The organism is Cupriavidus sp. JZ107, from assembly GCF_053903255.1.
The window spans coordinates 2821651-2835478 of the sequence record NZ_CP096481.1; the positions used below are offsets into that span (position 1 = coordinate 2821651).

General features: G+C 66.0%; 14 protein-coding genes. 3 read left to right on the forward strand and 11 right to left on the reverse strand.

Annotated elements, in window-relative coordinates; genetic code table 11:
* Positions 1-40: 40 nt before the first annotated feature.
* From M1D55_RS22390 to M1D55_RS22415, 6 genes are all read right to left on the reverse strand, one after another.
* Positions 41-775, reverse strand: a complete 735-nt coding sequence (locus M1D55_RS22390) for an amino acid ABC transporter ATP-binding protein (RefSeq protein WP_006578985.1) — start codon at positions 773-775, stop codon at positions 41-43.
* Positions 772-1455 carry a glutamate/aspartate ABC transporter permease GltK gene (gltK, locus tag M1D55_RS22395; protein ID WP_006578984.1) on the reverse strand — a complete coding sequence of 228 codons (684 nt, stop codon included), beginning with the start codon at positions 1453-1455 and terminating at the stop codon, positions 772-774. Before gltK ends, M1D55_RS22390 begins: the two co-directional genes overlap by 4 nt.
* A 10-nt stretch (positions 1456-1465) precedes the next feature.
* Positions 1466-2194: an amino acid ABC transporter permease gene (locus M1D55_RS22400; RefSeq protein ID WP_006578983.1), complete on the reverse strand. Its 729-nt coding sequence runs from the start codon at positions 2192-2194 to the stop codon at positions 1466-1468.
* Between the two features lie 76 nt (positions 2195-2270).
* Positions 2271-3170 carry a glutamate/aspartate ABC transporter substrate-binding protein gene (locus M1D55_RS22405; protein WP_006578982.1) on the reverse strand — a complete coding sequence of 300 codons (900 nt, stop codon included), beginning with the start codon at positions 3168-3170 and terminating at the stop codon, positions 2271-2273.
* Between the two features lie 284 nt (positions 3171-3454).
* Positions 3455-4759: a Glu/Leu/Phe/Val family dehydrogenase gene (locus M1D55_RS22410; RefSeq protein ID WP_006578981.1), complete on the reverse strand. Its 1305-nt coding sequence runs from the start codon at positions 4757-4759 to the stop codon at positions 3455-3457.
* Between the two features lie 180 nt (positions 4760-4939).
* On the reverse strand, positions 4940-5914 hold the full coding sequence (locus M1D55_RS22415) for a LysR substrate-binding domain-containing protein (protein WP_064572630.1): 975 nt from the start codon (positions 5912-5914) through the stop codon (positions 4940-4942).
* 181 nt (positions 5915-6095) lie between these two features.
* On the opposite strand from M1D55_RS22415, the gene M1D55_RS22420 reads away from it, so the two are divergent.
* The gene (locus M1D55_RS22420) at positions 6096-6695 is read left to right on the forward strand and encodes a cysteine dioxygenase (protein ID WP_456281866.1); all 600 of its coding nucleotides are present in this window, start codon (positions 6096-6098) and stop codon (positions 6693-6695) included.
* A gap of 79 nt (positions 6696-6774) precedes the next feature.
* Positions 6775-7242 carry an Lrp/AsnC family transcriptional regulator gene (locus M1D55_RS22425; protein WP_006578978.1) on the forward strand — a complete coding sequence of 156 codons (468 nt, stop codon included), beginning with the start codon at positions 6775-6777 and terminating at the stop codon, positions 7240-7242.
* Between the two features lie 188 nt (positions 7243-7430).
* Here the strand turns inward: M1D55_RS22425 and M1D55_RS22430 are convergent, their stop codons facing one another.
* The 4 genes from M1D55_RS22430 to M1D55_RS22445 form a co-directional block, all read right to left on the reverse strand.
* Positions 7431-8204, reverse strand: coding sequence for an ABC transporter permease (locus M1D55_RS22430; RefSeq protein WP_053821093.1), 774 nt, complete (start codon positions 8202-8204; stop codon positions 7431-7433).
* A 1-nt stretch (position 8205) separates the two neighbouring features.
* Positions 8206-9060, reverse strand: coding sequence for an ABC transporter ATP-binding protein (locus tag M1D55_RS22435; RefSeq protein WP_456281867.1), 855 nt, complete (start codon positions 9058-9060; stop codon positions 8206-8208).
* Entirely contained in the window at positions 9057-10055 is a 999-nt protein-coding gene (locus M1D55_RS22440; RefSeq protein ID WP_370646757.1) for an ABC transporter substrate-binding protein, read from the reverse strand. The genes M1D55_RS22435 and M1D55_RS22440 overlap by 4 nt, the downstream gene beginning before the upstream one ends.
* A 345-nt stretch (positions 10056-10400) precedes the next feature.
* On the reverse strand, positions 10401-12326 hold the full coding sequence (locus tag M1D55_RS22445) for an ABCB family ABC transporter ATP-binding protein/permease (RefSeq protein WP_456281868.1): 1926 nt from the start codon (positions 12324-12326) through the stop codon (positions 10401-10403).
* 107 nt (positions 12327-12433) lie between these two features.
* Here M1D55_RS22445 and M1D55_RS22450 point away from each other — a divergent pair, with 107 nt between their 5' ends.
* Positions 12434-12838 (forward strand): acyl-CoA thioesterase, encoded by a 405-nt coding sequence (locus M1D55_RS22450; RefSeq protein ID WP_064572623.1) that lies wholly within the window; start codon positions 12434-12436, stop codon positions 12836-12838.
* A 179-nt stretch (positions 12839-13017) separates the two neighbouring features.
* On the opposite strand, the gene M1D55_RS22455 is transcribed toward M1D55_RS22450, so the two are convergent.
* Positions 13018-13794: an enoyl-CoA hydratase gene (locus tag M1D55_RS22455; RefSeq protein ID WP_023263686.1), complete on the reverse strand. Its 777-nt coding sequence runs from the start codon at positions 13792-13794 to the stop codon at positions 13018-13020.
* Positions 13795-13828 lie beyond the last annotated feature (34 nt).

Sequence of the window (13828 nt, forward strand, 5' to 3'; positions counted from 1 at the left end):
CCTGAGGGGGAGAGGGAGAACTGCCGGGACAGCGAAGACCTCAGTGCTGCAGGATCTTCGACAGGAACTGGCGGGCCCGTTCCGAACGCGCCTCGATATTGCCGAAGAACTCCTCCTTCGGCGTGTCCTCAACGATATGGCCCTGGTCCATGAAGATCACGCGGTTCGCCACCTTGCGGGCAAAGCCCATTTCGTGGGTCACGCACATCATCGTCATGCCCTCATGGGCCAGCTGCACCATCACGTCGAGCACCTCGTTGACCATCTCCGGGTCCAGCGCCGAGGTCGGCTCGTCGAACAGCATGCAGATCGGATCCATCGACAGCGCGCGCGCGATCGCCACGCGCTGCTGCTGGCCGCCCGACAGCTGTCCCGGATACTTGTTGGCCTGGTTCTTCAGGCCCACGCGCTCCAGATACTTCATGCCCTTGGCCATCGCCTCGTCGCGCGAGCGGCCCAGCACCTTGATCTGCGCGATGGTCAGGTTCTCGGTGATCGACAGGTGCGGGAACAGTTCGAAGTTCTGAAACACCATGCCGACGCGCGAACGCAGCTTCGGCAGGTCGGTCTTCGGTCCGCCGACCGAGGTGCCGTCGACCAGGATCTCGCCCTTCTGGAAGGGCTCGAGCGCATTGACGGTCTTGATCAGCGTGGACTTGCCCGAACCGGACGGGCCGCACACCACCACCACTTCGCCCTTGGCCACGCGGGTGGTGCAATCGGTCAGCACCTGGAAGGAGCCGTACCACTTGGAAACGTTATTGATTTCGATCATACAGCCACCTTTTTCTGGTATCGCTTGACCAGCAACGATGCGGAAAAACAGATCACGAAATAGACCAGACCGGCAAACAGCAGCATCTCGACGATGCGGCCATCGCGTTCGCCGATGCCATACGCCTGCCCGAAGAAATCGGCCAGCGCGCTGACGTAGACCAGCGAGGTATCCTGGAACAGGATGATGCCCTGCGTCAGCAGCAGCGGCACCATGTTGCGGAACGCCTGCGGCAGCACCACCAGCCGCATGGTCTGCCCATAGGTCATGCCGAGCGCCTGCGCCGCGTACATCTGCCCGCGCGACACGCTCTGGATGCCGGCGCGGATGATCTCCGAGTAATAGGCCGCCTCGAACAGCGCGAAGGCGACCAGCGCGGAGGTCATCCGCAGATCGGTCGCCGGCGACAGATTGAAGATCGACTGCAGCACCTGCGGAATGATCAGGAAGAACCAGAGCAGCACCATCACCAGCGGTATCGAGCGGAAGATGGTGACGTAGCCCTGCGCGAACCAGTTCAGCGGCTTGACCGAGGACAGGCGCATCATCGCCAGGATGGTGCCCCAGACGATGCCGACCACCACCGCGGTGGCGGTGATCTTCAGCGACACCATCATGCCCTCGCCGAGCACGTGCAGCGTATCGGCGTTGATCGAGGTGAAATCGAATGAATAAGCCATCGCGTTCCCCTTACTTGCTGCCGATGAAGCCCGGCACGCGCGTGCGCTTTTCCACCCAGCGCATTCCCAGCATGACGACGATATTGATCAGCGCGTACATCAGCGTGACCGCGATGAAGGACTCGTACGGCCGCGCCGTGTAGTCGACCAGCTGGCGCCCCTGCGCCGCCAGTTCCAGCAGGCCGATCGTCGACGCCACCGCCGAGTTCTTGAAGATGTTCAGGAATTCGGAGGTCAGCGGCGGCACGATGACGCGGAACGACATCGGCAGCAGCACGTAGCGATAGGTCTGCGGCAGCGTGAAGCCCATCGCCAGGCCGGCGTTGCGCTGGCCCGGCGGCAGCGAGTTGATGCCCGAGCGCACCTGTTCGCAGATCCGCGCGGCGGTAAACGTGCCGAGGCAGAACATCGCGGCCAGGAATTGCTGGGTGAACGGATTCATCTGCTTGATCGATTCGCCGAACGGCAGCAATTCGGGAACCACGAAATACCAGATGAACAGCTGCACCAGCAGCGGAATATTGCGGAAGATTTCGACGTAGGTGGCCGCGATACCCGACAGGAATTTATTCGGAACCGTGCGCAGTACGCCGAGAATCGAGCCGATGATCAGGGCGATCACCCACGAAGTCAGGCCGAGCGCGATGGTGACCTTCAGACCGGAAATCATCCAGTCGAGATAGGTCTCGTTCATCGCGGCTTCTTCGAGGAATACACCCCAATGCCAGTTGTAATTCATGATGCGTCCTCAAAAAGAAACGGAAGGACATGCCTTCGCGCACGCCTTCCGTTTCACACGCGTGACTGGAGCCGAATCAGTCGAGCGCCTTGTCGTTCGGGTTCTTGATCAGTGCCTTCATGTCATCGGACATCGGGAAGTCCAGGTTCAGGCCCTTCGGCGGCACCGGCTGGGTGAACCACTTGGCGTAGAGGTTGTTGATCTCGCCGGTCTTCATCAGGTTGGCGATCACGTTGTCGGCGACCTTCTTGAACGGCGCATCGTCCTTGCGCAGCATGCAGCCGTACGATTCGCGCGACTGCGGCTTGCCGGTGACGACCCAGTCGGCCGGATTGCGGGCCTTGGCGCGCTCGCCGTACAGCAGCGCGTCGTCCATCATGAAGGCGGCGGCGCGGCCCGACTCCAGCGTCAGGAACGACTGGCCGTGGTCCTTGGTGCTGATGATGTTCATGCCCAGCTTCTGCTGGTCGTTCATCGTGCGCAGCAGGCGCTCGGAGGTGGTGCCGGCGGTGGTGACGACGTTCTTGCCCTTCAGATCGGCCCAGTCCTTGATCCCGCTGTCCTTCTTGGTCATGAAGCGGGTGCCGATGATGAAGATGGTGTTGCTGAAGGCGACCTGTTTCTGGCGGTCCAGATTATTGGTGGTCGAGCCGCACTCGATATCGATGGTGCCGTTCTGCAGCAGCGAAATGCGGTTCTGCGAGGTAATCGGAATTTCCTTGACCTGCAGATTCGGCAGCTTCAGCTGATCCTTGATCGCTTCGACGATCTTGACGTTGATGTCATAGGAATAGCCGACGGTGCGGACGCCGCCGAGGTTATAGCTGAAGGGAATCGACGATTCCCGCACGCCCAGCGTAATGACACCCGTGTCTTTGATCTTCTTCAGCGTGCCGGTCAATTGCTCGGCCGCTTGTGCGGTACCGCACAGCACGCCTGCCGCAATCATCAGCGCAGCCAGTTTGGCAACCTTCATAACATCTCCTTGACCATGAGAGAAAGGCGGGACTCTAACAAGAAACGTGCCGCCGACGAAATAGTATTGCGCAAGCCGACGCTCGGATACAACGGGTATTTCCCTAGCCGCCGCTGTCCGGCAATCGGCTGCGCCACGCGGCTGTAATAAAAAAAGCGGCAGCCGGAATATCTCCGGCTGCCGCCTCGCTGTGGTCCGGACCCCGCCTTGGTGCATCGCAGCATTGCACCTGCCCCAACGCGGGTCCGATCCGGGTCCGATCGCCCCGATATCGCGCGTATCGATCAGGGATACAGGCCACGCATTTCGCGCGCCTGCAGGATGCGGGTACAGGCAATGATGAACGCCGCGGTCCGCAGCGTGACCTTGTTCTCCTGCGCGACCTGCCAGATCGAGCGGAACGCCTCTTGCATGATCCGTACCAGCCGCTGGTTGATTTCTTCTTCGGTCCAGAAGAAGCTGGAGAAGTCCTGCACCCATTCGAAGTACGACACCGTGACGCCGCCGGCGTTGGCGATCACGTCCGGCGCCACCAGGATATTGCGCTCGCGCAGGATGTCGTCCGCTTCCGGCGTGGTCGGGCCGTTGGCGCCTTCGATGACCATGCGGGTCTTGATGTGGGGCGCATTGGCGGCGGTGATCTGGCCTTCCAGCGCGGCCGGGATCAGGATCTCGCTCTCGGTCTGCCAGAACTGCTCGGCGCTGATGGTTTCGGCGCGGAAGCCCTCAATGGTGCCGTTGTGCGACACGTGCTCGATCAGCGCCGGCACGTTCAGGCCGGCCGGGTCGAACAGCGCGGTCTTGTGGTCCTGCACCGCGATGACCTTGGCGCCGGCCTCGTGGAACAGCTTGGCGGCGACGCTGCCGACATTGCCGAAGCCCTGCACGACGATGCGCGCGCCCTTGATTTCCAGGCCCAGATTGCGCGCGGCCTCGACGCCGACCACGAACACGCCGCGGCCGGTCGCCTCGCGGCGGCCCAGCGAGCCGCCCAGCGAGATCGGCTTGCCGGTGACCACGCCGGTCGACGTGCTGCCCTCGTTCATCGAATAGGTGTCCATCATCCACGCCATCACCTGTTCGTTGGTGTTGACGTCCGGCGCCGGGATGTCCTTGTTCGGTCCGATGATGATGTTGATTTCGCTGGTATAGCGGCGCGTCACGCGTTCGAGCTCGGCGCGCGACAGCTTGCGCGGGTCGACGCGGATGCCGCCCTTGGCGCCGCCGTACGGCACGTTGACGGCCGCGTTCTTGATCGACATCCAGGCCGACAGCGCCATCACCTCGGACAGCGTCACGTCCTGGTGGAAGCGCACGCCGCCCTTGCCCGGGCCGCGCGAGGTGTTGTGCTGGACGCGGTAGCCCTCGAAGTGGGCGATGGTGCCGTCATCCATCTCGATCGGCACGTCGACCACCAGCGCGCGCTTGGGGCGCTTCAGCGTTTCGACCCAGCGGGCCAGCGAGCCCAGGTAGGGCGTCACGCGGTCGACCTGTTGCAGGTAGATGCCCCAGGGACCGAGATTGTCGGCGTTCAGATAGGAGGGGACGGAATGCGCGGAGGCGGTGATGATCGGCGATTCGGAAGACATCATGGAAATCCGGAAATGGAATGGCGACAAGCTTAGGGGCGCCGCCCCGGGGAAATCCAATGCCGTTTGGTCATTCGGTCATGCAGGAAATGCATAACGTTTGAAGGGGTCCTCGCCGCCCCCGATACCCCACCAAAGTGGGGGGGCGTGGCGCGATTCGCCGCCGCCGCGCCCCGGGACTCAGACAGCCCTGCCCTCGATCGGCGCCGCGCCGGCCGACAGGCTGGCCCAGATGCGGTCGACCAGCTCGCGCTTGCGGCGCAGCTGGCTGCCGCGCCGGTCGTTGCCATGCTCGCCGGGCCGCGCCCGGTACAGCCGGATTTCCATCTCGATCGACAGCGGCGCGGCGCGCGGCCCCTCTGCGCGCACCAGCCGGCCCTGCGCGAGCTCTTCGCGCACCGCGCTCTCCGGCAGGAAGGCCAGGCCGTGGCCGGCCAGCGCCATCACCTTGAGCGCCTCGGCCATATCGGTCTCGTAGCATTTGTCCAGCTTGAACGATTCGCTGGTGTCCGACAGCAGCATCTCGACCATGCGGCCGAGGAAGGCGTTCGGCGTATAGCTGAGGAAGGACACCGGCTTGCGGTCGGTGCCCGGCAGCCGGTACAGCGGCTTGCCGCTGGCGTCCGGCACGCTGAACGGCGACATCCGTTCGACGCCGAGCACCAGCATGTCGTAGTGCGAGGGATCGAGCTGGATCGCCTGGCGCGGATGGTGGTAGACCATCACCAGGTCGCAGCCGCCCTCGACCAGCATCAGCACCGCGTCGTGCACGTTCAGCGCGCGCAGCCGGCAGGCCAGCGTGCCGACCTGCCGCTCCAGCGCCTTCAGCCATTCGGGAAAGAAGGTCAGCGACAGCGTGTGGGGCACCGCGAATTCCAGCATCTGCGCGTTGGCCGAACGCTGGCCGCGCATCAGCGCGCGGGTCTCGCTGACCTGGGCCAGCATCGCCAGCGCCTGCTCGTAGAACACCTTGCCGGCCGGCGTCAGGTTGGTCGGATAGCTGGAGCGGTCGATCAGCTCGGTGCCCAGCCAGGCCTCGAGCGACTGGATGCGGCGCGAGAAGGCGGGCTGGGTCACGTGCCGCAGCTCGGCCGAGCGCGAGAAACTGTGCGTCTCGGCCAGGCTGACGAAGTCTTCAAGCCATTTGATTTCCATGGCGCATTATCTCCCGGCGGCCGCCTGCGCAAAAATCTTCCATGACGGCCCGCAAAAACGGAATATCATCCTCCATTGGATCGCTTCGGCACCACATTTTAGATCGGCTTGCTCGGCCCCGCTGGCTATGATCGGACCCATCCGATCCCTTGTCGCTTATCCCTTGCCCTGCGGAGTCCCCATGCCCAGCCTGCACGCCGAACCGAAGCCGCGCCCGTCCTCGTCCCTGCCCGCCGGCCCGCAGGCCGCGCTGTCCGCGCTGTCGCCGGCGCTGGCGCGGGTGTTCGACGACAGCGCGCGGACCGTGGCGGCGCAGGTCCAGGCCTGCCTCGGCGACGACGCCGACGCGCTGCTGGCGCTGTTGCCCGCGGCCGCGCGTGCCGGCAGTCCGGATGGCTATACGCGCCATCTGGTCTATGCCGACCCGATGGCGCGCTTCTCGGCGATGCTGCTGGTCTGGCGCCCGGGGCAGGCGAGCCCCGTGCACGGGCACCGGACCTGGTGCGCCTACCGCGTGCTGCAAGGCACGCTGTATGAGCAGCACTACCGCTGGGACGAGGCGGCGCAGCTGGCGCGGCCCAGCGGCGGCGTGATGCGCGAATCCGGCGCGGTGTTCAGCGTGCCGGCCGGGCTCGGGCATATCCATTCGCTCGGCCATCCGGGCCGCGCGATGGAACAGGGCCACGGCGCGGCGGACGACATCGCCATCTCGCTGCATCTGTACGGCGTCGAGGCCGCGCAGATCGCCACCGGCGTCAATCTGCTGGTGGCGGCCGGCTAGCGCAGGATGGCGCGCTGATGCGCGCCGCCCGCCGGTTCGCGATCCACCGAACCCCCGCAACACCGACGGAGCAAGCGCAATGGACCGATTCGACCGATACGACCGCCAGATCCTGGCCGAGCTGCAACAGAACGCCGACCTGCCGGTGGCCGAACTGGCCGAACGGGTCGGCCTGACCTCGACGCCATGCTGGCGCCGTGTGCAGAAGCTGCAGGAGGCCGGCGTGATCCGCAAGCGCGTGGCGCTGCTCGATGCCGCCAAGCTGAACGTCGGCGTCACCGTCTTCGTGTCGGTCCGCACCAGCCAGCACAGCGCGAAGTGGCTCAAGACCTTTCACGGGCTGGTGGCATCGATCCCCGAGGTCACCGAGTTCTACCGGATGGCCGGCGACACCGACTACCTGCTGCGCGTCGTGGTGCCCGACATCGCCGCCTACGACCGCGTCTACAAGCGGCTGATCCAGGGCGCCGAGCTCGCCGACGTCAGCTCGAGCTTCGCGATGGAGCAGATCAAGTACACGACGGCGCTGCCGCTGGAGTACGTCTGAGCGAGGCGCCATGTTTTTGCTCCCCTCTCCCGCCCCTGCGGGAGAGGGGTTGGGGGAGAGGGCAACCGGCGATCGCTATGCGGAAGTGCGCGCCCTGCCGAACGCCCTTGCCCTCTCCCCCGCCCCTCTCCCACAAGTGGGAGAGGGGAGAAAACAGAGGGCATAAACGAACGATCGCGTGCGCAGCCTCACCCCCGATGCGCCCACCCGGTCATCCGCTTCTCCAGCACGGCGAACAGCTCGTACATCGCCATCGCCATCACCGCGATCACCACCAGGCCGGCGAAGGCCAGTGGCATCTTCATCGCCGAGCCGGCCGATACCAGCAGATAGCCGATGCCCTCGTTGGCCGCGTTCATCTCCGACACCGTGGTGCCGACGAAGGCCAGCGTGATCGCGACCTTCAGCGACGCGAAGAAATACGGCATCGCGCGCGGCAGCCCGACCTTGAACAGCACGTCGGTACGCCGGGCGCCGAGCACGCGCAGCACGTCCTCCAGCTCGGGCTCCAGCGTCGCCAGCCCGGTGGCGATATTGACCATCACCGGGAAGAACGAGATCAGGAACGCCGTCAGGATCGCCGGACCGGCACCGAGGCCGAACCACACCACCAGGATCGGCACGAAGGCCGCCTTCGGCAGCGCGTTGAACGCGGTCATCAACGGATAGCCGGCCGCATACGCGAGCCGCGACGACCCCATCAGCAGGCCGAGCACCACGCCGACCGCGATCGCGATGCCGAAGCCCACCATCGTGGTCCAGAAGGTGCGCCAGGCATGGGCCGCGATCACGTCCCAGTAGTCGACCAGCGACACCACGATGGCCGCCGGGCTCGGCAGGATGAAATCGGACACCTCGAAGATCATGCAGGCGCCCTGCCACAGCAGCAGGCAGGCGGCCAGCAGCAGCCAGGGCGCGACGCGCTCCACGCGCCGCTGCGTCGAATCGGTCAACGTGGTCATCTCAGTGCTGGCGGACATGGCCGATCTTCTCGCGCAGCGTGTGCACCAGATCGGCGAAGGGTTCGGTATAGGTCAGTTCGAGATCGCGCGGACGCGGCAGCGCGATCGGCTTGCGCATCAGGATGCGGCCCGGCCGCTGGCTCATCACGTAGACCGTGTCGGCCAGGAACACCGCCTCGCGCAGATCGTGGGTGACCAGGATCACGTTGAAGCGCTGGGCCTGCCACAGGTCGCGCAGCACGCACCACAGTTCTTCCCGCGTGAAGGCGTCGAGCGCGCCGAACGGTTCGTCCAGCAGCAGCATGCGCGGCTCGTGGATCAGCGCGCGGCAGATCGACGCGCGCTGCTGCATGCCGCCCGACAGCTGCCACGGGTACTTGTCCTCGTAGCCGGCCAGGCCCACGGTGCGCAGCAGCGTGCGGGCGCGCTCGACGTATTCGTCGCGGCGGGCCCGCAGCGTCGAGCGGTACGGCTCGACGATCTCCAGCGGCAGCATCACGTTCTGCAGCGTGGTGCGCCACGGCAGCAGCGTCGGCGCCTGGAAGGCCATGCCGACCATCTTCAGCGGGCCCGTCACCTTCTCGCCGGCGATCTTGACCACGCCGCGCGTGGCCGGCTTCAGCCCGGTGGCGAGCTTCATGAAGGTCGACTTGCCGCAGCCCGACGGCCCGACGATCGCGATGAACTCGCCCGGCTGCACCTGCAGCGAGATGTCCTCGACCGCGAACTCGCCCTTGCGGGCGAGCTCGTCGTTGTAGGCCAGCCAGACGCGGTTGAAGTCGACGAAGGGAGATTCGGCATCCGCGCCGGGCGGCGCGGCCGGTGCAACAGCGATCGGAGCAGTTTCCACCGTCATCGCAGCACGTCCAGTTCGGCCGCCGACGGCAGATAGGCGTCGGTCCACAGCGCATCCGGATTGATCCGGCCCTTGGTGCCGAACGCATCGGCGACCTGCGACGCCATCAGCGACAGCCGCGGCTTGTTGACGCGGCCGAAGCCGTCGGCCTTCGCATCGGGCGACCTGACCACGCTATCGAGCGCCAGCTTCAGGCGCCGGACCTCCAGCTTCTCGTCGATGATGCCGTCGCGCGCCTTGACCGCCTTGATGCCTTCCTCGGGCCTCGCGATCACGTCGCGCGCCGACTTCGCGAACGCGCGCAGGAAGGCCTTGACCGCCTCGGGGTTCTTCTTCAGGAAGTCCTCCGACGCGATCACCGCATTGCCGTACAGCTTGACGCCGTATTGCGGGTACGGCAGCACCACGATGTCCTCGTCCTTCACGCCGCGCGCATTGAGGTTCAGGATCGAGGTGAACGAGAAACCGGTGATCGCATCGAGATCGCCGCGCGTCAGCATGGTCTCGCGCAGCGTCGGGTCCATCGCCTGCCAGTTGAAGCTCGATGCCTGCAGGCCGTTGGCCCTGGCGAAGATCGGGAAGGCGCGGCGGCCCGCGTCGAACACCGGGGCGCCGAGCTTCTTGCCGGCCAGGTCCTTCGGCGCCTTGATGCCCGACTTCTTCAGCGCCAGCACCGCGGCCGGCGTATTGTTGTAGACCATCATCACGGCCACCGGCTTGTTCTTCGCGTCCGGGTTGTTGCCGTAGAACTCCATCACCGAGGCCAGGTCGGCGAAGCCCATGTCATAGGTGCCGGAGGCCACCCGGTTGACCACATTGCCCGAGCCGTTGCCCGCGTCGATCGACACATCGAGCTTCTCGGCCTTGTAGTAGCCCTTCTGCTCGCCGAGCAGGAACAGCGCCGAAGGACCCTCGAAGCGCCAGTCGAGCTGGAAGCGGACCTTGGTCGCGGCCTGTGCATGGGCCGGCGCGGCCCATTGTGTCGACAGCACCATCGCGGTGCCCAGCATCGTGCCGAGCCGCAGCATCCGGCGGCGCAGCGTCGATGGCGCCGTGCCGGCGCAGGTCTGTCGCGCCTGCGCGTGGCGATGCGTGTCCTGCTGCGTATGCTGGTGATGCGACCCGTGGTGCGGCTTGTCTTGCGGCATGTTTGCTCTCCTGTTCGTGCCTGTTTTGCGCGAACAGTGTCTGCAAGCGATATGCCAGCCAAAACCGCATCGAACCCGCCCCAAAGCGGGGCATGGCCGCGGCGTCTTGTCCAACCAAACTTGTGCATCGGACATGGCCGCGCGCGATTGCGCGCCGCCATTGTCGACAATGCGAAGGCGACGTCGGTGGCCTCAGGCGTCCTGCGTCGCGTCGCCGAGATCGGCCGCGACCGCCGCGGCGCCTTCGATGCCGGCCAGCTCGCCGCCGTCCGCGGCCGCGGCGCCCTGCGCGGCGCTGCGCGCCTGGATGCGCCACATCTCGGCATAGCGGCCGTCGGCGCGCATCAGTTCCGCATGCGTGCCGCGCTCGACGATGCGGCCGCGGTCCATCACCAGGATCTGGTCGGCATGCACCACGGTGGACAGCCGGTGCGCGATCAGCAGCGTGGTGCGGTTCTGCGCCAGCCGCATCAGTTCCGCCTGGATCGCCTGCTCGGTGCGCGAGTCCAGCGCCGAGGTCGCTTCGTCGAAGATCAGGATCGGCGGGTTCTTCAGCAGCGTGCGAGCGATCGCCACGCGCTGCTTCTCGCCGCCGGACAGCTTCAGCCCGCGCTCGCCGACCGGCGTGTCGTAGCCCTGCGGCAGTTCGCGGATGAAGGCGTCGATCTGCGCGGCGCGCGCGGCCTCGATGACCTCCTCGCGGCTCGCGCCCGGGCGGCCGTAGGCGATGTTGTAGTAGATGCTGTCGTTGAACAGCACCGTGTCCTGCGGCACGATGCCGATCGCGCGCCGCAGGCTGTCCTGCGTCACCGTGCGGATGTCCTGGCCGTCGACCAGCACCGCGCCGCTGCCGACGTCGTAGAAGCGGAACAGCAGCCGCGCCAGCGTCGATTTGCCCGAGCCGCTATGGCCGACCACCGCGGTGGTGGTGCCCGCGGCGATCGTGAAATCGACATCGTCGAGGATGCGCCGGTTGCTGTCGTAGCCGAAGCCGACATGGCTGAAGCGCACTTCGGCACCGCGCACGGCCAGCGGCCTGGCATCGGGCGCGTCCGCGACTTCGCGGTTGGTGCCGAGCAGCACGAACATCCGGTCCATGTCGGTGGTGGCCTGCTTGATCTCGCGGTAGATCACGCCGAGGAAATTGAGCGGGATATACAGCTGGATCATCAGCGTGTTGACCAGCACCAGGTCGCCCAGCGTCAGCACGCCCTGCGCCACGCCGACGGTGGCGCGCCACAGAATCAGGATCAGGCCGATCGCGATGATCGCCTGCTGGCCGAAGTTCAGCAGCGACAGCGAGTTCTGCGAGCGGATCGCGGCGGTCCGGTAGGTGCGCAGGTTTTCGTCGTAGCGCGCGGCCTCGTAGGCCTCGTTGCCGAAATACTTGACGGTCTCGAAGTTCAGCAGCGAGTCGATCGCCTTCTGGTTGGCACGCGAATCCAGCTCGTTCATCTTGCGGCGGAAGTGCGTGCGCCATTCGGTCACCACCACCGTGAAGACGATATAGGCGAGCAGCGCGCCGCCGGTGATCGCCGCGAACCAGATGTCGTAGTGCAGCAGGAAGAAGCCCATCACCAGCGCCATCTCGACCAGCGTCGGCAGGATGCTGTACAGCGAATACGAGATCAGCGACTGGATGCCGCGCGTGCCCCGTTCGATGTCGCGGCTCATGCCGCCGGTCTGGCGGTCCAGATGAAAGCGCAGCGACAGGCTGTGCAGATGGCGGAACACCTGCAGCGCAATCTCGCGCACCGCGCTCTGCGTGACCTTGGAGAACAGGATCTCGCGCAGTTCGGTAAACAGCGTGGTCGACAGCCGCAGCAGGCCGTAGGCGACGATCAGGCCGGCCGGCACTGCCAGCAGCGCGCGCGGATCGCCTGGCGCGATGTTCATCGCATCGATCAGCCGCTTCATCAGCACCGGCACGCCGAGGTTGGCCGCCTTGGCGGCCACCAGGCAGGTGAGCGCCAGCATCACGCGCCACTTGTAATGCCACAGATAGGGAAGCAGATTGCGCACGGTCTGCCAGTCGCTGCGCTGGCCGCGCGCGCCGGAGAACAGCGGCGAAGACGGGGCCGTGGGGGCCGGCTCGTCCGTCGTGGAATAGCGTCGCATACGTTAGAATTCGGGCCAATATGCGATTGTCGCAGAGTTCGGCTCGGGGGGTTTTTACCCCGCTTCGCCCTCCCCTGCGCCCCGCCTCGCCGCTAACCGGATGCACCATGAATCTGACCGAAACCCTGTCGTCCCTGCCTCCCGGCAAGAACCCCGCGCTGCGCGTGGTGCCGATGCCCGCCGATGCCAACGTGCACGGCGACGTGTTCGGCGGCTGGATCATGGCGCAGGTCGACATCGCCGGTTCGATTCCCGCGGTCGAGCGCGCGCAGGGCCGCGTCGCCACGGTCGCGGTCAATTCCTTCCTGTTCAAGCATCCGGTGTTCGTCGGCGACCTGGTCAGCTTCTATGCCGACATCGTCAAGACGGGGCGGACCTCGATCACCGTCGAGGTCGAGGTCTATGCGCAGCGGATGCGCCATAGCAACGAGATCGTCAAGGTCACCGAGGCCACGTTGACCTATGTCGCGACCGACGAGGAACGGCAGCCGCGGGTGCTGCCGAAGGTTTGAGGGTGTCGCTCGCGGCGGCATAGCGGGCGCCCTTGCCCTCTCCCCCGGCGGCCCCTCTCCCGCGAGCGGGAGAGGGGAGAAAACCGACCGCAGCGTCAAGCTCTACCGATCGGGTTCGCCCTCTCCCCCTCAGGGGGAGAGGGCCGGGCAGAGGGGGTGGTTTCCCCCGCCCCAACCGTTCAATTGAACTTCGAGAAATCCGGCTTGCGTTTCTCGAAGAATGCCGTGAAGGCCTCCTTCGCTTCCGGTGACTGCAGCAGCCGGCGGAACACCGCGCCTTCCTGCGCCATCTGCGTTTCCATCTGCGCGGTTTCAACCCCCTTCATCAGCCGCTTGGTCTCCCGCAGCGACGACGCCGGCAGCGCCGCCAGCTTGCGCGCCTGCGCCAGCGCGAAGTCGTGCAGCTCGCCAGCCGCGACCACGCGCGTGACGAGGCCGATCTGCTGGGCCTCCTGCGCGCCGAACGGCTCGCCCAGCAGCAGCTTCTCGGCGGCGCGCTGGTAGCCGGCCAGGCGCGGCAGCAGCAGGCTCGACGCGGCCTCCGGGCACAACCCCAGCTGCACGAACGGCAGCGAGAAGCGCGCGCCCTCGGCCGCATAGACCAGGTCGCAATGCAGCAGCAGCGTGGTGCCGATGCCGACCGCCGGCCCGCTGACCGCCGCCACCAGCGGCTTAGCCGCATGGCTGATCTCGTGCAGGAACTGGAACACCGGCGCCTTGGCGGCATCCTCCTCGCTGCTCGGCGGCCGCTTCAGGAAGTCCTCGAGATCGTTGCCGGCGGTAAAGATCTCGTCCTTGCCGCGGATCACGATCGCCCGCACGGCGTCGTCGCTCGCCGCCGCGCGCAGTGCGTCGGCCATCTGCTGGTACATCGCCGCGGTGATCGCGTTCTTCTTGTCCAGGCGGTCGAACTCGATGGTCAGCACGCCTTGCTCGATGCGGGTCAGGATGCTCATGGTGTCTCCTTGGTGGTCGGTGTTCTTGTCGATG